Annotated in this window: 19 protein-coding genes; 9 read left to right on the forward strand and 10 right to left on the reverse strand. The window is 31.1% G+C overall.

Going from position 1 to position 19123, the window contains the following annotated elements:
* Position 1 precedes the first annotated feature (1 nt).
* From MED152_RS12580 to MED152_RS12605, 6 genes are all read left to right on the forward strand, one after another.
* Complete coding sequence (locus MED152_RS12580) at positions 2-406, forward strand: RidA family protein (RefSeq protein WP_015482275.1); 405 nt, start codon at positions 2-4, stop codon at positions 404-406.
* A 10-nt stretch (positions 407-416) separates the two neighbouring features.
* On the forward strand, positions 417-1859 hold the full coding sequence (locus tag MED152_RS12585) for an aldehyde dehydrogenase (RefSeq protein WP_015482276.1): 1443 nt from the start codon (positions 417-419) through the stop codon (positions 1857-1859).
* Between the two features lie 92 nt (positions 1860-1951).
* Complete coding sequence (locus MED152_RS12590; RefSeq protein WP_015482277.1) at positions 1952-2728, forward strand: SDR family oxidoreductase; 777 nt, start codon at positions 1952-1954, stop codon at positions 2726-2728.
* Between the two features lie 203 nt (positions 2729-2931).
* A complete protein-coding gene (locus tag MED152_RS12595; RefSeq protein WP_015482278.1) occupies positions 2932-3459 on the forward strand; it encodes a 3-hydroxyanthranilate 3,4-dioxygenase in 528 nt (175 codons plus the stop codon).
* Entirely contained in the window at positions 3460-4302 is an 843-nt protein-coding gene (locus MED152_RS12600) for a metallophosphoesterase (RefSeq protein WP_015482279.1), read from the forward strand.
* Positions 4303-4345: 43 nt separating this feature from the next.
* The gene (locus tag MED152_RS12605; RefSeq protein ID WP_015482280.1) at positions 4346-5431 is read left to right on the forward strand and encodes an amidohydrolase family protein; all 1086 of its coding nucleotides are present in this window, start codon (positions 4346-4348) and stop codon (positions 5429-5431) included.
* Between the two features lie 40 nt (positions 5432-5471).
* On the opposite strand, the gene MED152_RS12610 is transcribed toward MED152_RS12605, so the two are convergent.
* The 8 genes from MED152_RS12610 to dnaK all read right to left on the reverse strand — a co-directional run bounded on the left by MED152_RS12610 (position 5472) and on the right by dnaK (position 14403).
* A complete protein-coding gene (locus tag MED152_RS12610) occupies positions 5472-6095 on the reverse strand; it encodes a M48 family metallopeptidase (RefSeq protein ID WP_015482281.1) in 624 nt (207 codons plus the stop codon).
* A 42-nt stretch (positions 6096-6137) separates the two neighbouring features.
* Entirely contained in the window at positions 6138-6566 is a 429-nt protein-coding gene (locus MED152_RS12615) for a DUF2141 domain-containing protein (protein WP_015482282.1), read from the reverse strand.
* A gap of 96 nt (positions 6567-6662) precedes the next feature.
* Positions 6663-8819 carry a TonB-dependent receptor gene (locus MED152_RS12620; protein ID WP_015482283.1) on the reverse strand — a complete coding sequence of 719 codons (2157 nt, stop codon included), beginning with the start codon at positions 8817-8819 and terminating at the stop codon, positions 6663-6665.
* A 454-nt stretch (positions 8820-9273) separates the two neighbouring features.
* The gene (locus MED152_RS12625) at positions 9274-9579 is read right to left on the reverse strand and encodes a hypothetical protein (protein WP_015482284.1); all 306 of its coding nucleotides are present in this window, start codon (positions 9577-9579) and stop codon (positions 9274-9276) included.
* A gap of 2 nt (positions 9580-9581) precedes the next feature.
* A complete protein-coding gene (locus tag MED152_RS12630; protein ID WP_015482285.1) occupies positions 9582-10865 on the reverse strand; it encodes an NAD(P)/FAD-dependent oxidoreductase in 1284 nt (427 codons plus the stop codon).
* 101 nt (positions 10866-10966) lie between these two features.
* The gene (locus MED152_RS12635; protein ID WP_015482286.1) at positions 10967-11500 is read right to left on the reverse strand and encodes a hypothetical protein; all 534 of its coding nucleotides are present in this window, start codon (positions 11498-11500) and stop codon (positions 10967-10969) included.
* Positions 11501-12388, reverse strand: a complete 888-nt coding sequence (locus tag MED152_RS12640) for a metallophosphoesterase (RefSeq protein ID WP_015482287.1) — start codon at positions 12386-12388, stop codon at positions 11501-11503.
* Positions 12389-12498: 110 nt separating this feature from the next.
* On the reverse strand, positions 12499-14403 hold the full coding sequence (gene dnaK, locus MED152_RS12645; RefSeq protein WP_015482288.1) for a molecular chaperone DnaK: 1905 nt from the start codon (positions 14401-14403) through the stop codon (positions 12499-12501).
* Between the two features lie 247 nt (positions 14404-14650).
* Between dnaK and MED152_RS12650 the strand changes: the two genes are divergently transcribed.
* Both MED152_RS12650 and MED152_RS12655 read left to right on the forward strand, forming a co-directional pair.
* Positions 14651-14992: a DUF2853 family protein gene (locus tag MED152_RS12650; RefSeq protein WP_015482289.1), complete on the forward strand. Its 342-nt coding sequence runs from the start codon at positions 14651-14653 to the stop codon at positions 14990-14992.
* 89 nt (positions 14993-15081) lie between these two features.
* Positions 15082-16506, forward strand: a complete 1425-nt coding sequence (locus MED152_RS12655; protein WP_041383694.1) for an L-serine ammonia-lyase — start codon at positions 15082-15084, stop codon at positions 16504-16506.
* Between the two features lie 105 nt (positions 16507-16611).
* On the opposite strand, the gene MED152_RS12660 is transcribed toward MED152_RS12655, so the two are convergent.
* Positions 16612-17343, reverse strand: coding sequence for a bacteriorhodopsin-like (locus MED152_RS12660; protein WP_015482291.1), 732 nt, complete (start codon positions 17341-17343; stop codon positions 16612-16614).
* An 88-nt stretch (positions 17344-17431) separates the two neighbouring features.
* Between MED152_RS12660 and MED152_RS12665 the strand changes: the two genes are divergently transcribed.
* Entirely contained in the window at positions 17432-18316 is an 885-nt protein-coding gene (locus MED152_RS12665; RefSeq protein ID WP_238559141.1) for a Brp/Blh family beta-carotene 15,15'-dioxygenase, read from the forward strand.
* On the opposite strand, the gene yaaA is transcribed toward MED152_RS12665, so the two are convergent.
* The gene (yaaA, locus tag MED152_RS12670; protein ID WP_015482293.1) at positions 18313-19071 is read right to left on the reverse strand and encodes a peroxide stress protein YaaA; all 759 of its coding nucleotides are present in this window, start codon (positions 19069-19071) and stop codon (positions 18313-18315) included. The genes MED152_RS12665 and yaaA overlap by 4 nt on opposite strands.
* Positions 19072-19123 lie beyond the last annotated feature (52 nt).

The raw sequence follows: 19123 nt of genomic DNA on the forward strand, positions 1-19123 counted from the left end.
TATGGATAAAAAAGTTACACCTAGAGGCGCCTATCCACATGTAAAAGTGGTTGGTGATTTTATTTTTGTATCAGGAACAAGTTCTAGAAGACCAGATAATTCGATAGCTGGTGTTGATATTATTGATGAAATGGGTACAAAAAGATTAAATGCTGAAACACAAACTAGGGAGGTTTTAAAAAATATAGATAGAAACTTACAGACTGTTGGAGCTAGCTTGAAAGATGTAGTAGATGTTTCTTCTTTTCTGGTAAATATGAATGATTTTGCTGGCTATAATAAAGCCTATGCAGAGTTTTTTGATAAAGAAACAGGGCCAACCAGAACAACTGTAGCTGTACATCAATTACCACATCCAGATTTGGTGGTAGAAATTAAAGTTACAGCTTATAAAAAACAGGACTAGACTTACATTTATGCAAATACAGAACTACATCAATGGCGAATTTGTAAATCCAATTTCAGATAGTTGGTTAGATAACTATAACCCAGCAAATGGTGAGGTTTATGGGAAAATTCCAAACTCGGATATCGCTGATGTAGAAAAAGCAATTGAAGCAGCTGAGCTCGCTTTTAAGAAATGGTCTAAAACTACCTTAGAAGAAAGAGGTCAGATATTATTAAAAATCTCAGAACTTATTTTAGCTAATCTGCAATCATTGGCAGAAGCAGAATCTAAAGATAATGGTAAGCCAGTTTCTTTGGCCAAAGAAGTAGATATACCAAGAGCTGCAAGTAATTTTAAATATTTTGCAAATTCCATTACTCAATTTTCATCAGAAGCTCACGAAAGTATAGGTCATAATGCAGTAAATTTTACGCTTAGAGAACCTTTAGGAGTGGTAGGTTGTATTTCTCCTTGGAATTTACCTCTCTATCTTTTTACATGGAAAATAGCACCAGCAATTGCAACAGGTAATTGTGTAATTGCAAAACCAAGTGAGGTTACTCCTGCAACAGCTTTTTTATTGGCAGGAATTTGCAAGGAAGCAGGTTTGCCAAAAGGAGTTTTAAATATCATTCATGGTTTAGGTTCTACCACAGGTCAAGCAATTGTTGCTCACCAAAAAATAAAGGCCATTTCATTTACAGGTGGCACCAAAACAGGAGCACATATTGCTAGAGTTGCTGCACCAATGTTTAAAAAATTATCTTTAGAATTGGGTGGTAAGAATCCTAATGTCATTTTTGCAGATTGCGACTATGATAAAATGTTAGCAACTACAGTTCGTTCTTCATTTGCAAATCAAGGTCAAATATGTTTGTGTGGCAGTCGAATATTTGTGGAGCATAAAATTTACGAACAGTTTAAAACAGATTTTATTCAGAAAGTATCAGAATTAAAAGTCGGTCATCCCTCTAAAGAAGAAACACAAATAGGTGCCTTAGTATCGCAACAACATTTAGAAAAAGTAAAATCTTATATTGATATTGCTGAAAAAGAAGGGGGTAAAATACTTTATGGAGGAAATAAGGTTGAGGTTGCTAATTTCGAAAACGGATACTATTTACAACCAACCATTATTGAGGTTAATAGTAACCTATGCAAATTAAATCAAGAAGAAATATTTGGGCCAGTTGTAACAATTATGCCTTTTAAAACTGATAAACAAGCTATAGAGCTAGCAAATGATACAAAATATGGATTATCAGCTACCTTATGGACGAACAATTTAAACAGAACCATGCAATTTTCGAAACAATTAAAAACAGGAATTGTTTGGGTTAATACATGGATGTTACGTGATTTAAGAACGCCTTTTGGTGGTCAAAAAGAAAGTGGAGTAGGCAGAGAAGGAGGTTTTGAAGCACTTCGATTTTTTACAGAACAAAAAAACGTTTGTATTAAATATGACTAGCAATATTTAGAACTAAACTAAAACATTAAAAACGAGTTAAAGAAAATAATATAGAAAAGTGTTTGAAAAAATCTTTTCTAGAAATACTGAATATGAATTTAGAATTAAAAAATAAGAATGCTTTGGTTTGTGGTAGCACACAAGGTATAGGTAAAGCAACAGCAATTATTTTAGCTGAAGAAGGTTCAAATGTTACATTGTTAGCCAGAAATGAAGAAAAGCTAAAAAAGGTGTTAGAGGCATTGCCAAATAATAATCAGCAACATAATTATTTAGTGGCAGATTTTTCTAATCCAGAAGAGTTAAAATCTGTATTAGAACAAAACTCTACAGAATACCACATTTTAATTAACAACACTGGTGGTCCTAGAAGTGGTGCTATTTTAGAGGCGACTTTAGAACAATTTCAAAATGCATTTTCGCAACATTTGTTATGTAATCATATACTTGTACAGCACCTTGTACCTTTTATGAAAAAAGAAGCATTTGGTAGAATTATTAATGTAATATCTACCTCTGTTAAAGAGCCAATTCCAGGTTTAGGGGTATCTAACACCATTAGAAATGCAGTAGGCAATTGGGCAAAAACCTTATCAGAAGAAATTGGTAGCTTTGGTATTACAGTAAATAACGTTTTACCTGGTTTTACAGAAACAGAACGTTTAAATGAAATTATTAAAATTAAAGCACAAAAGGCAGATACCAGTATAGAAAATATGACAGCAATCATGAAAAATTATACGCCAGCAAAGCGTTTTGCGATACCAGAGGAAACAGCATCAGCAATTGCATTTTTAGCAAGTAACAAGGCAAGTTATATTAATGGTATTAATTTGCCAGTAGATGGAGGCAGAACAAAAAGTCTTTAATTTTTTTAGAAGCTATTTCCTGCTTTCACTACTCGCTTTTTTATACTGAAAGCATCCAGTATAAAAAGAGCTCAAACAAAACGTTCAATCAGGGCTAAACTTGTTTGCTAGCTTTTAGAAAAAATCAGACTAAATATTGTCTTATTTAAGCATAAAAAACTAACTTTAACCAACAATATCAACGTTAATAAATAACAATTTATATGAATTTAGTACAACCTTTAAACTTTAAAAAATGGATAGACGAACATCGTCATTTATTAAAACCACCAGTTGGTAATAAACAAGTTTGGGATAATGGAGAGTATATTGTTATGGTTGTAGGTGGCCCAAATAACCGAAAAGACTATCATTATAATGAAACTCCAGAGTTTTTCTATCAATTAGAAGGTGATATGGTTTTAAAAATTATAGATGATAAAGGCAAACAAATTGATGTTGAAATAAATGAAGGAGATATTTATTTGTTACCTGGTAAAGTACCACATTCACCACAAAGAAAGGCCAGTACAGTTGGTTTGGTAATAGAATATCCTCGTTCAGAAGGCATGTTAGATGCATTAGAATGGTATTGTGAAAACTGCGAAAATCAATTGTATAGAGAAGAGTTTCCTCTAGACAATATAGAAACAGATATGCCAATTATTTTTGATAAGTTTTATTCTGATAAAGAAAAATGTACTTGTAATAATTGTGGTACTGTAATGCAGCCACCCAACAAAATAAAGTAAATGAATAGAAAAACTTTTTTAAAGAAAAGTTTGTACTCTGCAGTGGGTTTAGGCTTAGCTACAGGTCTTTATTCATGGCAAATTGAGCCTTTTTGGTTAGAGTTTGTTAAGGTTAAAATGCCAATTAGAAATTTGCCAGACAATTTGGTTGGTAAAACTTTAATGCAAATTAGCGATATTCATGTAGGTAATAAATTCGATTACAATTATTTAATTGAATCCTTTAAAAAAGCCAAAGAATTCAACCCAGATTTTGTAATGTATACAGGAGATTTTGTAGATTATGAAAACGAAGAACAATTTGCAAAATTAGAAACGGTTTTAAAACATACAGTAACTGGCACATTAGGTACTGTTGGTGTTTTAGGGAATCATGATTATGGTAAAGATTGGGTAGAACCAGAAGTGGCAAATAAAATTGTTTCAATATTAGAGGCAAATAATATTACTATTCTTAGAAATCAAGAAACACAACTGAATGGATTAAATATTATTGGTATTGATGATTATTGGGGTTTGAATTTTGACCCTAAAAAAGCCACACAAAATTTTAAAAAAGAACAGCCTTACATTGCTTTATGTCATAATCCTGATGTTTGCGACTTAGATGTTTGGAACAATTACGATAGTTGGATTTTAAGTGGACATACACATGGAGGTCAAGTAAAACCACCATTTTTAAAACCACCAATTTTACCCGTAAAAAACAAAAGATATACATCAGGTAAAATAGCCCTAGACAATAATAGAACTTTATATATCAATAGAGCTTTAGGTTGTTTATGGCAAGTTCGATTTAATGTTCGCCCAGAAATCACCATATTTACCTTAGAAAAAGCATAAAAATAAAAGTATAATTGCATCAATTTAATTTTTAAGATACAACATGCCAAACAGAAAACTAAGAATTAACGGCCATTCGCACTTATTACCTTATCCAGAAGAAATTCCGCAATTTATGAAGGATAAAGAAATTTTTTGGGTAGATGATGAGCGTAAACATATGTTGCAAAAAGGTTGGAAAAGACCTGTAACACACTCTAGTTTCTTTCTTGATGAAAAATTACTTTGGATGGAGAAAAACAAGATAGATCATGCAGTTGTTTTAAATCTTTCTCAATTGTATGGAAATGGTTTGCGTTTAGAGGAAATGAAGAAAGCTTTACGTTTTCAGAATGATTTTAACGCAAAGGTTCAGAAAAATCATCCAGATAAATTTACTTGCGGTTTTGTGGTGCATCCTGGTTTTATTTATGGAGCACTCTACGAAATGGAAAGATGTATTGAAGAATTAGATTTAAAAGTGTTGTGTTTGCCTACCCATTTTATGGATTCTATTGGACAATGGAGATGCGTGTTCGACGAAGAAAATGAACGAATTTTTGAACTAGCAGATAAATACAAATTGGCCATAGAAATTCATCCTTATGATGGAGATAAAATGATAAAACTAGAAAATACCAATTGGCGTTTTCACTTAATTTGGATGTTAGCTCAGTGTGGAGATGCGTATCATTTTTATACATTGAATGGTATGCAAGAGCGTTTTCCAAATATTAGAACGTGTTTTGCACATGGAGGTCAATTGGCTCAAATGAATCTAGGAAGAAGAATACAGGGTTTTGATGGTAGGCCAGATTTGTTTGAAGGTAAACATCACCCAAGAAAAGCGGTAGGTCATAAAAACATCTTTTTTGATACGCTTGTGCATGATACAGACTCTTTAAAATTAATGTTTCAAAGACAAGGAACGAGTCAGGTATTAATGGGCTTAGATGATCCTTATCCTTTAGGAGAAATGGAAAGTGATAAGCAATCTTCTTATCCTGGTAAAATTTTAGATTTGGCTATAGAGAAAGATTTAATTTCTGAGCAAGAAAAAAATGAAATTTGGGAAGATAATGTGCTTCAATGGATTTTTGGAGATGATGACGCAGCCAAACAAAAGTTGATCAATAAGATTATAAACTAAAAAAAAGCTTTCAGAACATCTCTGAAAGCTTTTTTATTCTTTACTCACTGCATTTTTTTAGAACATCTTCTGCTCTTTCTACCATAAATTTTGGGTAAAATTCTACAGTAATTTCTTCTGCTTTTCCTAGCTCAATTGCTTTTTTAATTTGCTCACAATAAGGTTTTGTAGATTTTCCAAAATATTGTGCAAAGCCCATATCCCATTCAGCTTTTCCTAAAATAACTCTTGGATTATTTGGTGCAATAGCCAAAGCTTGTTCGTACAACTGACTGTTTCTACCAGATAAAGTCATGCCGTATTTTTGTCCGTCAAAAGATATGTAGGCTAAGTTTAGTAAAGCTTGTGTTATTATAATTTCAGGATTATTTTCAGAATTAGCTTTAGCTGCATCTAAGAACGATTGTGCTTTTTTAAGTTTTGCAGTTAACTTGGCTTCATCTTTCATGCCAAAACTACTTAAAATTTCTACTTGAGCGGCATAATACGCAGGTAGCCAATTCTCTGATTCCGCTTTAGAAATTCTTTCAAATAATTGAGAAGCTTCTGTCATTTTTCCTTGTTCCCAAAGAGCAAAACCTTGTTGCATTCCTTTTTGGTATTTTGTTTGTCCAGTTACATTTAGAGCAAAGGCTAGCCCTATGAATAAAAATAAATTTTTCATAATTTGTTGTTATTAAGTTAGTTGTGTGTTTTTTTTGTTAAATTATTTAACGGTGATAGAAATGGTTTTATGATCGTCTAAAACAAATTTTGCTTCGTCAAAAGAAGGTGGTCCCATAAATCCTTTTGCATTATTAGAGAAACCATAAGGTTCTTTAGGAATACCAAACATTTTGGTATCCATAATATTATTGTCATTTGCATCATGAAAAACAGAAGCAGCATAAGCACCTTTTTTTAATCCTTTAAAATAGATAATTGCTTTACCATCTTTTACAATGGCATTTGCGCCTTTTGTGCCATCGCCTTTTTTTAGAAAACTTTCGGCTCTATCTGAAAGAGCTAAGAAAACTTTTCCACTATCTACTTCCATGCCTGAAACTTCAATAGTTAAGTCGTAGGTTTCTTCTTGTGCTTGTAGCGAAAAAATTCCTGTTAAAGTTAAAAGGCAAATGAATATTAAGTTTTTCATGATCTTATTTTTTGATGATTCAAATATCTGATGTTTTTGTGAAAATAAAACAATAATGATACCGAATTGTAAATTTAAACAGATGAATTGTAAATTTTATAAATTATCTAATTGATTTGATTTGTTATCGTCACTAATTGTCCAGAAAAAACCAATAAAGAAAAATCGATCTGCATTTGGTAAAATGGCTTGTCTATCAAAGTTTCCATTTATATCTGCTGTGTTATTGTAATTATAACCAAATACATTTTTAGTGCCTAAAACATTGTTTACAGAAAGATATAATATTTTCTGAGCATCTATTAAATAAGCCCAATTTAAACTAACAGAATTGTAATTTTTGGTTTTATTATTTAAAAAACCTGCTTCATTTGGGTTGGTATAGGTTCTACCAGAGGCAAAATTATAGGTAATACCAACTTGACTTTTCCAATCCTCGATCAAATGTTTTGCAACAAAAGAAAAGTTATGTTGAGATGCAAAGTTAGGTGTGGCTTTTATGGGGTAATTTCTATACTCTCTTTCTGTATCTAAAAATGAATAAGATACCCAATAATCTGTATTTTTAATTTTTTGATTTTGTCTCCAAAATACATCAATACCTTTGGCATAACCATTTCCATTATTATTAAAGTTGGTGTTAAAATTGGGCAAGTTTGTGTCGAATTTTATTAAATCTTTATAATTCTTAAGATAGGCTTCAACTCTAAATATCTGATTCTTTTTAGTATGTTGATAATTTGCAATTAAATGAGAGGTATTTTCTGATGAAAATTCTTGAGAAAACTTTAGATAATCATTTTTTGGATTTTGATAAAACATTCCATAAGCCAATGAAAATTGCGAGTTTTTACTTGCCTTTAATGATAAAGACATTCGTGGAGCAATCGTAAATTCATTTAAAACATTTGTGTATTCACCTCTAACACCTATTTGCGCTGCTAAGTTTTTCGAAAAGAAAATATCGGTTTCAGCAAAACTTGCAAAAATGGATTTGTTAAATCCGTAATTAAATTCTGGTTGATTTGTAGGAGTGTAATTTTCATCAAAATTGGTAATAAAATACTCAGAACCAAAACTTACTCTAAATCTGCTTGTAAATTGCTTTCTTAACTTTACTTTAAAATGAGCTGAATTTTCATTGCTATTAATAACATCATCAAATATTTTAATTGTAGAATTGTCGTTAGTAAAACTTAATCCTCCTTGTATTCTCCAATTATTACCAATCTTATTTTTGTAAGAACTATTTACATAAAGGTTTCTATTTTGTAAGCCAAAACGAAATCCGTCATCAAAATTGATGTCCTCTTGAATAATATCTAAATCAGAATAACTATAAGCGCCATAAATTTTAAGCATAGAATCATCTTTAAAACTATGTCTGTACACCATTTCTCCATTTAAAGATTGCACCGGTTTTAGCCATTTGTTTCTATCAGGAAAAGCCTCTAAATAAGGTGCTAAATTTATGTATGAAGCATTTACACTTAACGAATTGTTTTCCCAAATTTGGGTGTTTCCAACACCTAAACCTAAGGTCATCAAAGAGATGTCTGTTTTTTCTTGGTCTGGTTTATCTATAGTAGTTAAGTCTAGAACACTAGACAATGCTTGGCCATATTCAGCAGAATATCCTCCTGTAGAAAAGGTAATTCCTTGAAACAAAAAAGGTGAGTAACGTCCACGAGTTGGAGTGTTATTGGGTGTAGGACTGTATGGAGTAAATACTCGAATACCATCAATAAAAATTTGAGTTTCTTCAGCTTCTCCACCTCTTACAAACAAGCGCCCATCTTCATCTACAGTTGAGGTTCCAGGTAGGGTTAGTATGGCACCAAAAACATCTCCTAATGCACTAGCTGTAGTTACAATATCTAATGGTTTTAAAACAGTTACTTTGGCTTTTTCCCCAGCTTTAAAAGTACCAGCATTAATGGTAACTGCATCTAAAGAATTTACATCATCTTTAAGCTTTATGGTTAGATTTTGTAATAAACTAACTTCTGCAGTTTTGGTAAAGGTTTCAAAAGAAATAAAGGATACAACAATAGTTTGTGATTTATTTTCTTCGGTTTTGAAGCTAAATATTCCTTTTTCGTCAGTAGAAGTACCATCATAAGTGCCATCTAAATAAACACTTGCCCCGAAAATTGGGTTTCCTTTGCTGTCTAAAACTTTACCTGAAATAGTAGTTTGTGAATAGATAGATAATGAACAAAATAGGATTAGTAAATATAAAAATCGTTTCATGCTTTTGGTTTTTGATAGTACAAAAGTGAATCGATTTTAAGGGATAAAATAATTAGAAATACTGAGTTGTTATTTTTGATTGACGAATTGTAATTACGCTCTACTTGGTTTGTTTTGTAGTAAATAAAAAACTAAACCACCAATAAAATAGAGCAATGCATCTATAGGGTCTGAGGTATAACGAACTAGTTGATTGGGTAATAGGTACTCAAATATAAAGGCATAAAGTGCGCAAACATATAAAATGATTGGTAGCTTTAAAACAAAGTTAGTATCATTTCTAGACCATCTTAAAAATAGCAAACATACATAGAGCACTATTGGTATGATAAGAAAATCATTAAGATAATTATTTAACAATCTTGGTAGCGATAATTCTAAAGATTGAAAAATATAGACACTTGTGCCTAGTGTAAAAGATAAAATGCAAAAAATACTTAGCCTCAAATTCATATTAACCAGCAGCAACCATTGCAATTAACCAAGCTAAACCAGCACCAATTGCACTTACCACAGTTACCACAGAATAAATAAGCCAACCAATAATTCTATAAAATACATTATTGCTTTTTTTCAAACGTTCTGCAAGGTTCGGATTTTCTAATTCTTCAATAGCTTCATCTATTTGTTCTTGCTTAACTTCTGCAGCCTTTATTTCTCTCTTTTTTTCATCAGATATGAGTGTGTTACAGTTTTTGCAATACTCTCTATTGGTATTAAATACTCCACAATTAGGGCATTTTACAATTCTAGTGCTCATAGTTAAACAATATTTTTCTTTTTAAAAGGACGAATTATGAGGCGTGTTTCTCTATCAAATCGAATATAATTATACACCCAGTTTAAAAATACAATGGCTTTGTTTCTAAAGCCAATTAATGAAAATAAGTGAACAAACATCCATACAAACCAAGCGAAAACCCCTTGAAATTTCCATTTTGGCAAGTCTACTACAGCTTTATTTCTTCCTATTGTAGCCATAGAACCTTTATCATTATAAACAAAAGCTTTGGTTTTTTTATGAAATAGTTTAGCAATAATATTCTTGGCAACAAGTTTACCTTGCTGAATGGCTGGTTGAGCCATCATTGGGTGCCCATATGGATTTTTTTCTGATTTCATACAAGCAACATCACCAATAGCGTAAATGTTATCATAGTTTTCAACTTGATTAAACTCATTTACCCTATATCTTTCGACTCTCTCAATAATACAGCTAGAGTTTAATCCGTTAACAATTTCACCTTTTACACCTGCAGTCCAAATTACGGTTTCAGCTCTAAAATGGTCTTCACCATTTGTAGTTACAATTTTACCATCATAATTTAAAACACGAAGATTTTTCCAAACATTAACACCTAAACCAATCAAGAAATCTTCGGCTTTTTCAGAAGCTTCAGCACTCATACCCTTTAAAATTTCAGCAGAACTTTGTATGAGGTTTATTTGCATTTTTCTAATATCTAAATCTGGGTAATCTTTAGGTAAAATTCCCTTTTTCATTTCAGCTAAAGCACCAGCCAATTCTACTCCTGTTGGCCCTCCACCAACAATTACAAAATTCATTAAGGCATTGCGTTCTTCTAAATTATCGGTTAGTAATGCTTCTTCAAAATTTTCTAAAACCAAACTTCTAATGTCTAAAGCCTGTGGTACAGACTTCATTTCCATGGTGTTTTCTTGGATGTTTTTGTTCCCAAAAAAATTTGTTGTAGAACCAGTAGCAATGATTAATTCGTCGTAATCTAAATTTCCAATAGAGGTTTCTATGATTTTTTTATCAGGATGAATTTCTACAACCTCAGCCAATCTAAAAAAGAAATTTTTTACATCATTAAACCTTTTTCTAAGCGGAAAGGCAATAGAATCTGGCTCTAAACCACCTGTTGCTACTTGGTATAATAATGGTTGGAATGTATGATAGTTATGTTTGTCTACCAAAACAACTTGCAATTCTTGATTCTCTAACCCTTTTGCAGCAGCTAAACCTGCAAAACCTCCACCAATAATAACAACTCTAGGAAAACTTGACTGTGGTAAATTCATATCAATTTTTAATAAATCTAACACAAATTTACTGAAAAGAAAAGTGAATTATAATTCCTTCTAAGATTATCTTTAAAATGATAATCATATTGTTGAAACGATTATTTAAAGCTCGATTTAATTTGTACTAAGCTTTTATTGGTCGTTATAAATTCATCTACAATTTTGCGCTTTAAAATTGACGGTTTTTCATTGTAATAGGCTGTCCAGTTATCATTTTTAAGTAAATGCTTTATTTGTTTTACTTTTTTTTGCGCTTCAGAATAAGAAAATAACGCTTCTATTGTTGAAGAATTTTTAGGTTTTATTTCTGCAGAATTGTTAGTGTAATCAACTGAAATTGTAAAAAGTTTTTGGTTCGATAAAATAGGGTAGAAGTCTACCCAATTTGCATAGCCAATTACTTCACGTTGATTTTTATAAGATTGTTTAGAAATAAATTTCCACCTGCAATTGGCTACTCTTCCCCAATGATTAGATTTTCTAAAAACACCTTCTTCTGTATAGTAATATTTACTTTCAGATTTGCTTTTAAAGAATTTGTTGTCGGGAAAATTAAAATCATCTACCTCTTTAAATTCGCAAAAGGTGTGTTTAAAAAAGTTAGTTGAATTGTAGGTTTTTAAGTTCGACATTTATTTAATTACTAATTTGCGAGAAGGTTCACGCTCATAACCTTGAATAAAAATGGTGTCTTTTGTAAACTTGGCCTTTGCAAAGGCTGAGGTGTTTTCTGTATCAACCATACCTTTAAAAGTTAGATAATGAACATTGTTCACCATTTCATAACCACCTGCATGATTATGACCATTAAAGAAGAATTTTACATTTTTATAAGCTTTTATAATCTGTAAGAATTGTTCTCTATTCCAAATATTATGCTGATCTATAGGATAAATAGGAAAGTGACAATAAAAGCCTACATTTTGGTTTTTTGCTTTGGCTTCTTCTAATTCAGTTTTTACCCAATTTAATTGAGTCTTACTTAAACCACCATTGTATTTTTTAACATAAGGCAAGTTTTTATCTTTTAGTAGATTATAGAGAGAATCTGTTTGTTGCTTCTTAGTTTTAGTTGTTGAACCATAAAAGCTTAAATCATTTCCATCTAAGACAATAAATCTCCAATCACTTTTTGAAAAACTGTAGTATCTATTTTTTAAATCTAGCTTAGAAATAATTTTTTCTTTATTAGTTTCACCAACATCAAAATCATGATTTCCTAAAACGTGATAAGTATTAGATTTTAACTTGTGCCAAGTTGGTAAAATACTATCCAAACTTGCCATTTTTTGATCTATAAAATCACCCAAGTGAATGGTATAATTTAAAGAATCTTTATTTAGTTCTGTAACAGCGTCTTTTAGCCTTTGAGGTGATTTCTTGTAATAACGATCCCATTTAATTTCGCAATCACAATATTGACAATCAGCAATAATACCAATTTTAAAATCGGTGGTTTTATGAGTTGAGCAAGAGGTTATCAATACTAATATTGATAAAAAGAACAGTATGTTTTTCATGAGTTCAAAAATATATAAAATGATTAGTTTATAAATAAAAAACGCAATCAACTTAATGATTGCGTTTTACATTTATATAGACTCTAAATGGTTACATTTAGAAGGACTGCCTATTTTACTTCTTCAAAATCTACATCCTCTACATTATCTCCTTGATCTGCACTTGCATCTGGCTGACCTTGAGCTTGAGCTCCTTCAGCTCCTGCAGCACCACCTTGAGCAGCATACATTTCTTCAGAGGCAACTTTCCAAGCTTCATTAATCTTTTCCATTGCAGCATCAATCTGTGCAAGGTCTTTAGATTCATGAGCAGCTTTTAATTCAACTAAAGCAGCTTCAATTGGGTCTTTTTTATCCGCAGATAATTTATCACCAAATTCTTTTAATTGCTTTTCTGTTTGAAAAATCATAGAATCTGCAGCATTAATTTTTTCAGCAGTTTCTTTTGCAGCTTTATCAGCATCAGCATTTGCTTCTGCTTCTTGTCTCATCTTTTCAATTTCTTCTTCAGATAATCCTGATGAAGCTTCGATTCTAATTTCGTGAGACTTGTTAGTTCCTTTATCTAAAGCAGATACTTTAATAATACCATTTGCATCAATATCGAAAGTTACTTCAATTTGAGGTACACCTCTTTGTGCTGGTGGTAAACCATCTAGGTGAAAACGACCAATTGTATTATTGTCTGCAGCCATTGCTCTTTCTCCTTGTAGAACGTGAATTTCTACAGAAGGTTGATTATCTACTGCAGTAGAAAATACTTGAGATTTTTTAGTTGGAATGGTGGTGTTTGCATCAATTAATTTTGTGAAAACATTACCCATTGTTTCAATACCTAAAGATAAAGGTGTAACATCTAATAATAATACATCTTTTACATCTCCAGATAAAACTCCACCTTGAATAGCAGCTCCTAAAGAAACAACCTCATCTGGGTTAACTCCTTTACTTGGTGCTTTTCCAAAGAATTTTTCTACAGCTTCTTGAATAGCTGGTATTCTTGTAGAACCACCTACTAAAATAATTTCATCTATTTCAGAAGTTGATAAATCAGCATTTTTTAATGCAGTTTTACATGGCTCAATAGTTCTTTTCACTAAATCATCTATTAATTGCTCAAATTTAGATCTAGATAAAGTTCTTACTAAGTGTTTTGGTCCGCTAGCTGTAGCAGTAACATATGGTAAGTTAATTTCTGTAGAAGAAGAACTAGATAATTCAATCTTAGCTTTTTCTGCAGCTTCTTTTAAACGTTGTAAAGCCATTGGGTCTTTACGTAAGTCCATATTTTCATCTGCTTCAAACTCATCTGCTAACCAGTTAATGATTTTTTCATCAACATCATCACCACCTAAATGTGTATCACCATCAGTAGCTAATACTTCAAATACTCCATCTCCTAACTCTAAGATAGATACATCATGTGTACCACCTCCAAAGTCAAAAACAACAATTTTCTTATCGTCATTTGCTTTATCCATACCATAAGCTAATGCTGCTGCAGTTGGCTCATTGATAATTCTTTCTACTTTTAAACCAGCAATTTCACCAGCTTCTTTAGTAGCTTGTCTTTGTGCATCGTTAAAATATGCAGGTACTGTAATTACAGCTTGAGAAACATCTGCGCCTAAATAATCTTCTGCAGTTTTTTTCATTTTCTGTAATACCATTGCAGAAATTTCTTGAGGTGTATATAAACGACCATCAATATCTACTCTTGGTGTATCATTATCTCCGTTAACAACTTTGTAAGGTACTCTTTGCACTTCTTTAGAAGACTCAGAGAATTTATTACCCATAAAACGTTTAATAGAATAAACAGTTTTAGTTGGGTTTGTCACTGCTTGTCTTTTAGCAGGGTCACCAATCTTACGTTCTCCACCCTCAACAAAGGCAACAATAGATGGTGTAGTTCTTTTTCCTTCAGCATTAGGAATTACAACTGGCTCATTACCTTCCATAACAGAAACACATGAGTTGGTAGTTCCTAAATCTATTCCTATAATTTTACTCATAATTTTTATTTATATTAAATTTTATTTTTCAATTTTACAGTTACTATTAGTCAAAGGCTATGCCAACTGGTTTTTGATTAGAAAATGTCAGTTTTTTAAGTTTTGCCATTTAAAAATTATGACAAGATGACATAAATTCACTTTTTTTGATGCTCTAAAAAAGTGTTTCCTTTTCTGTTTTTAATTTCCTATATTTGGATAATACAATAAGAATTAAATCTTTAAACCAATAAATTAATTAGACACCATGAGTAAATTTGACGAAAAAGTTGCTTTGTACAAAAAATTTATGGACGATAGAAATCTACGTTCAAATACAGAATTATTAGCTGCTGTAACTAAAGGATTAGGTCCATCAATATATAAAGCCGATGCTGAAACAGTATCTGGTTCTGATGCAAAAGAACTGGCAACTGTAAAAAATAATTTTTTAATTAAAAAGTTAGGTTTAGCAGATAGTGCTGAGTTAGATGCTGGTATAGAGGAAGTAATGGAACGAATTGGTAAATCTGAAAGAAAAAAATACAGAGCAGTTGTTTATTATATGCTTGTTAAAAAGTTCGATAAAGAATCTGTTTACGGAATGTAACTAAAATACATTTTAATAAATTCAAAAAAATCCAGCTCATTGAGTTGGATTTTTTACATTTACACCAGAATTTATTTAAATTTTTAGGAATGTCTCAATTTATCAGTGTTTTTGATATGCTAAAGATTGGTGTTGGCCCATCAAGTTCTCATACATTAGGCCCTTGGAGAGCAGCACAAACTTGGATTCAAAAAGTAAAAGAAAATAAACAATTCGATCTTTTTGATGAGCTGAAAGTAGATTTATATGGTTCACTTTCATTAACAGGTAAAGGCCATGCAACAGACTTGGCCATTCTTCTCGGTTTAAGTGAAGCAGACCCAGAGTATATACCTATAGAAGATGTTTTTATTATTGTAGAAAGAATAAATACACAAGAAGAAATTCTTTTTAAAGGTGGCAAGCGCATTACGTTTCCTAAAAACTCCATAAAATTTAATAGAGAATTTTTACCCTTTCATGCCAATGGAATGACTTTTAGAGGATTTGCAAATGGTAAAGAAATTTCTACAGAAACCTATTATTCTATTGGAGGTGGATTTATTGTACAAGAAAATGACAATCTTGAAGATGAAATAGAAATCAACAAAAAGAACTTTCCTTATCCTGTAAATAGAGCAATACAATTAGAAGAATATTGTGAAAGAGATAATATCCATATTTCAGATGTAGTTTTAAAGAATGAATTAGAGTTAAAATCGGCCAAAGAAATAGATTTTGAATTAAATCGTATTTGGGAAACGATGTTAGAATGTATGTACATTGGTTGTCATACAGAAGGAAGATTACCAGGAGGACTTAATGTGAAAAGACGTGCTTTTGACACGCATCAAAAATTAATAAAGGAAGCGAAATATTCGAATCCTACAGAATGGATTGCAGCCATTAGAGGTTCTGAAGTTAAATTTAGAGAAATTTTAAAATGGGTTAGCTGCTTTGCCTTATCTGTAAATGAGGTAAATGCATCTTTAGGTCGCGTAGTAACTGCACCAACTAATGGTAGTGCAGGTGTTATTCCAGCTGTACTGATGTATTATTTAGTTATCGAAAATCACACAGCCGATTTTGAACATATTAAAAAATTCTTATTAGTTGCAGGAGAAATAGGAAGTATCTTTAAAAAGAACGCAACAATATCTGCAGCAATGGGTGGTTGCCAAGCAGAAATTGGAGTTTCATCTGCAATGGCTGCAGCAGCTCTAACTGAGTTGTTAGGAGGAACCCCAGCACAATGTTTATCAGCAGCAGAAATTGCAATGGAGCATCATTTGGGTTTAACTTGCGATCCTATAGCTGGTTTAGTGCAAGTGCCATGTATAGAAAGAAATTCTATGGGTGCAATAAAAGCTATTCACGCTGCAGAAATTGCTTTAGAAACAGATCCTAAAGATTCATTGGTTCATTTAGATAAGGTAATAGACACCATGTGGGAAACTGCAAAAGACATGAATAAAAACTACAAAGAAACCTCAGAAGGAGGTTTAGCTGTTACAGTAAGAATGGCAGATTGTTAAATACGATTTATTTTTAATCTTATTTTTAAAAAAAAGCCCAAAAACTTTGTGAAGTTTTTGGGCTTATAAATAATATTGTTTTTAATTTATTCGGATAACAAACTATTATTTCTTTATTTCGTCTGAACTTTGAACAGCTAAATTATAAATAACCAATCCAAAACCAATTTTGTTAATGGCATCTCCAATATTGTAAATAACATCTAAGTTCCATCCTCCAAAAATACTTTCGTACCAACCTGGAGTTCCAGCCATATATCCAATTGGGTAAATTGCCCAACCAACTAAAACGAACCAACATAGAGTTTTGTGCGCTTTTAATACAGAACCACCAGCAGCTACTGCTAATTTTTTAGCTTTACCTAACCAAATATCATAAACAATTACAAAATATGCAATACCAGAAACTAATCCCCAGAACCAAGCTTGCTCTCTAAATAGTACTTCTCCCATATATCCAGTAACTAACATTACTACAGATAAAAAGATTAATCGCCACATTAAAGACTTCTTTGCCCCTGCAACTTTTAATATTAAAAAGAACTCAACACACATTAATGGTACTGTTAAAACCCAGTCAACATATCTAAAGAATGTTGGTGATTCTGCGTTTGCAGCCCAATAATCTCTCATATACCAATAGTGCACTGCTGCAATAAAAGTAATTAAACCAGACACTAAAATTGATGTCCTCCATTTTTTATCAAAACTACTCATTGATAAAAAGAAAAATACTGAAGCAGCCATCATTGCCATGCAGCCTACAAAGAATGTAAAACCTACATAATCATCTGGTGCCATTTTTGCTACAGCTAAAAAATTTGTAATTAAACTCATGATATAATAAATTAAGTTAGTAAATAATGTTTAGCTTTTTTACTAAAAGCTTAAACAAAAATACAAAATAAAATAATACATTTGTAAAATGGATATGGATATTTTAAAAAATTATCAAAATTTTAAGATTTATTTTACATTTTTCTTGATTTGGGTTAGTATCCAATTTGGTGACCTTGTGGAGGATTATATTGGTTATGTATTAGTAATATCAATAGGAATTCTTCACGGAGCAAATGATTTATTGATCTTATCAATTAGACAAAAAGTTAAAATTCTTGATAAGAAAAATTTAATAACCTATTTGGGTATTGTCTTTATTTGTTTTCTACTCTTTTATATTCAGCCATTTTTTTCAATTTGTCTTTTTATTTTAATTAGTTCTTATCATTTTGGGGAAGAACATTTTAGCAGAAATATTAGTGTAAATTGGTGGTTTGATACATTTTTTTATACAACGTACGGAATCCTTCTTTTTGCAATACTTTTTACATTTGCTTTAGACAATGTTAAAGAGATCATGGTTGAGTTAACAGGTAATTATTTTAACAATAATGAAGTAACTATCACATTAATTACAAGCGGAGTTTTGTTTTTATTATTAAATGTATTTTTAATAATAAAGAAGAAGATAAATTTATCAAATTTTTTAAAGGAGCTTTTTTACCTTGCTTTAATAGCGGTAGTATTTAATACGTCTTCTTTAATTTTAGGATTTGCAATTTATTTTATTTTGTGGCATTCTATTCCTTCAATTTTAGGACAAATTGAATTTATTTCTGGAGATTTTAACAAAAAAAATATATTATTTTACTTAAAAAAAGGAGCTATATTTTGGGGTTTTAGTATCCTTGGTCTTTTACTTTTGTATGTTATTTTTATAGATGTAAAAATACTAAATTCGCTTATTTTTATGATACTTTTTGCAGTAACAGCCCCTCATATTTGGGTTATGAATAAGATGAAAAATTAACGGGTAAACACAATTTCATGCTCTGATGACATCGTTTCAGAAAAACGATAATTCTCTACATCAAAGTTTTTAAGTTCTTCTATCGTTTTAACATTATGGTCTATAATATAGCGTACCATTAAGCCTCTTGCTTTCTTAGCATAAGTCATGATCGTTTTATATTGCCCATTTTTAAAATCTTTAAAAACAGGAGTAACCATTGGTACTTTCAATACCTTTTTAGGAATCACTTTAAAGTATTCTGAGCTCGCTAAGTTTATTAGTAATTCATCATCTTGCAACTCTTCATTTAATGCTTTTGCTAAAGTGTCATCCCAAAACTTATAAAGATTGTCTTTTCTACTTACTTTTAATTTTGTTCCCATTTCTAAACGATAAGGCTGAATTAAATCTAAAGGTTTTAATAAGCCATATAATCCAGACAAGATTCTTAAATTCTCTTGTAAAAGTGGTAATTTTTCTTCTGGTAAAGTGGTTACATCAATTCCTTGAAAAACAGCACCAGTAAACGCATAAATTGCTTGTTTTGCATTATCTGTAGTAAATGGCGTTTGCCATTCTTGATTTCTCTCATAATTTAAAGAAGCTAAATCATTAGAAATAGACATTAAACTAGAAAGTTTGTTTTTAGATAATGTTTTTAGTTTTTTATTCAACTTTTCAGACTGCTCTAAAAATTGTGGTTGTGTGTGTAAACTAGTTTCAACTTTACTCTCAAAATCCAAAGATTTTGCTGGCGATATTATAATTTTCATATATAATTAGAATTAAATAGAAAGGGCTACTTTTATAAATGTAAAGATACAA

It is taken from the genome of Polaribacter sp. MED152 (assembly GCF_000152945.2).
Lineage (GTDB): Bacteria > Bacteroidota > Bacteroidia > Flavobacteriales > Flavobacteriaceae > Polaribacter.

Bases quoted from the DNA above. Each gene is read 5' to 3' on its own strand.
- MED152_RS12665 (WP_238559141.1), top strand. From the start codon at position 17,432: ATGGATATGGATATTTTAAAAAATTATCAAAATTTTAAGATTTATTTT.
- MED152_RS12615 (WP_015482282.1), bottom strand. From the start codon at position 6,566: ATGAAAAACTTAATATTCATTTGCCTTTTAACTTTAACAGGAATTTTT.
- MED152_RS12640 (WP_015482287.1), bottom strand. From the start codon at position 12,388: ATGAAAAACATACTGTTCTTTTTATCAATATTAGTATTGATAACCTCT.
- MED152_RS12630 (WP_015482285.1), bottom strand. From the start codon at position 10,865: ATGAATTTACCACAGTCAAGTTTTCCTAGAGTTGTTATTATTGGTGGA.
- MED152_RS12650 (WP_015482289.1), top strand. From the start codon at position 14,651: ATGAGTAAATTTGACGAAAAAGTTGCTTTGTACAAAAAATTTATGGAC.
- yaaA (WP_015482293.1), bottom strand. From the start codon at position 19,071: ATGAAAATTATAATATCGCCAGCAAAATCTTTGGATTTTGAGAGTAAA.
- MED152_RS12595 (WP_015482278.1), top strand. From the start codon at position 2,932: ATGAATTTAGTACAACCTTTAAACTTTAAAAAATGGATAGACGAACAT.
- MED152_RS12590 (WP_015482277.1), top strand. From the start codon at position 1,952: ATGAATTTAGAATTAAAAAATAAGAATGCTTTGGTTTGTGGTAGCACA.
- MED152_RS12620 (WP_015482283.1), bottom strand. From the start codon at position 8,819: ATGAAACGATTTTTATATTTACTAATCCTATTTTGTTCATTATCTATC.
- MED152_RS12635 (WP_015482286.1), bottom strand. From the start codon at position 11,500: ATGTCGAACTTAAAAACCTACAATTCAACTAACTTTTTTAAACACACC.
- MED152_RS12600 (WP_015482279.1), top strand. From the start codon at position 3,460: ATGAATAGAAAAACTTTTTTAAAGAAAAGTTTGTACTCTGCAGTGGGT.
- MED152_RS12655 (WP_041383694.1), top strand. From the start codon at position 15,082: ATGTCTCAATTTATCAGTGTTTTTGATATGCTAAAGATTGGTGTTGGC.
- MED152_RS12625 (WP_015482284.1), bottom strand. From the start codon at position 9,579: ATGAGCACTAGAATTGTAAAATGCCCTAATTGTGGAGTATTTAATACC.
- MED152_RS12660 (WP_015482291.1), bottom strand. From the start codon at position 17,343: ATGAGTTTAATTACAAATTTTTTAGCTGTAGCAAAAATGGCACCAGAT.
- dnaK (WP_015482288.1), bottom strand. From the start codon at position 14,403: ATGAGTAAAATTATAGGAATAGATTTAGGAACTACCAACTCATGTGTT.
- MED152_RS12585 (WP_015482276.1), top strand. From the start codon at position 417: ATGCAAATACAGAACTACATCAATGGCGAATTTGTAAATCCAATTTCA.
- MED152_RS12610 (WP_015482281.1), bottom strand. From the start codon at position 6,095: ATGAAAAATTTATTTTTATTCATAGGGCTAGCCTTTGCTCTAAATGTA.
- MED152_RS12580 (WP_015482275.1), top strand. From the start codon at position 2: ATGGATAAAAAAGTTACACCTAGAGGCGCCTATCCACATGTAAAAGTG.
- MED152_RS12605 (WP_015482280.1), top strand. From the start codon at position 4,346: ATGCCAAACAGAAAACTAAGAATTAACGGCCATTCGCACTTATTACCT.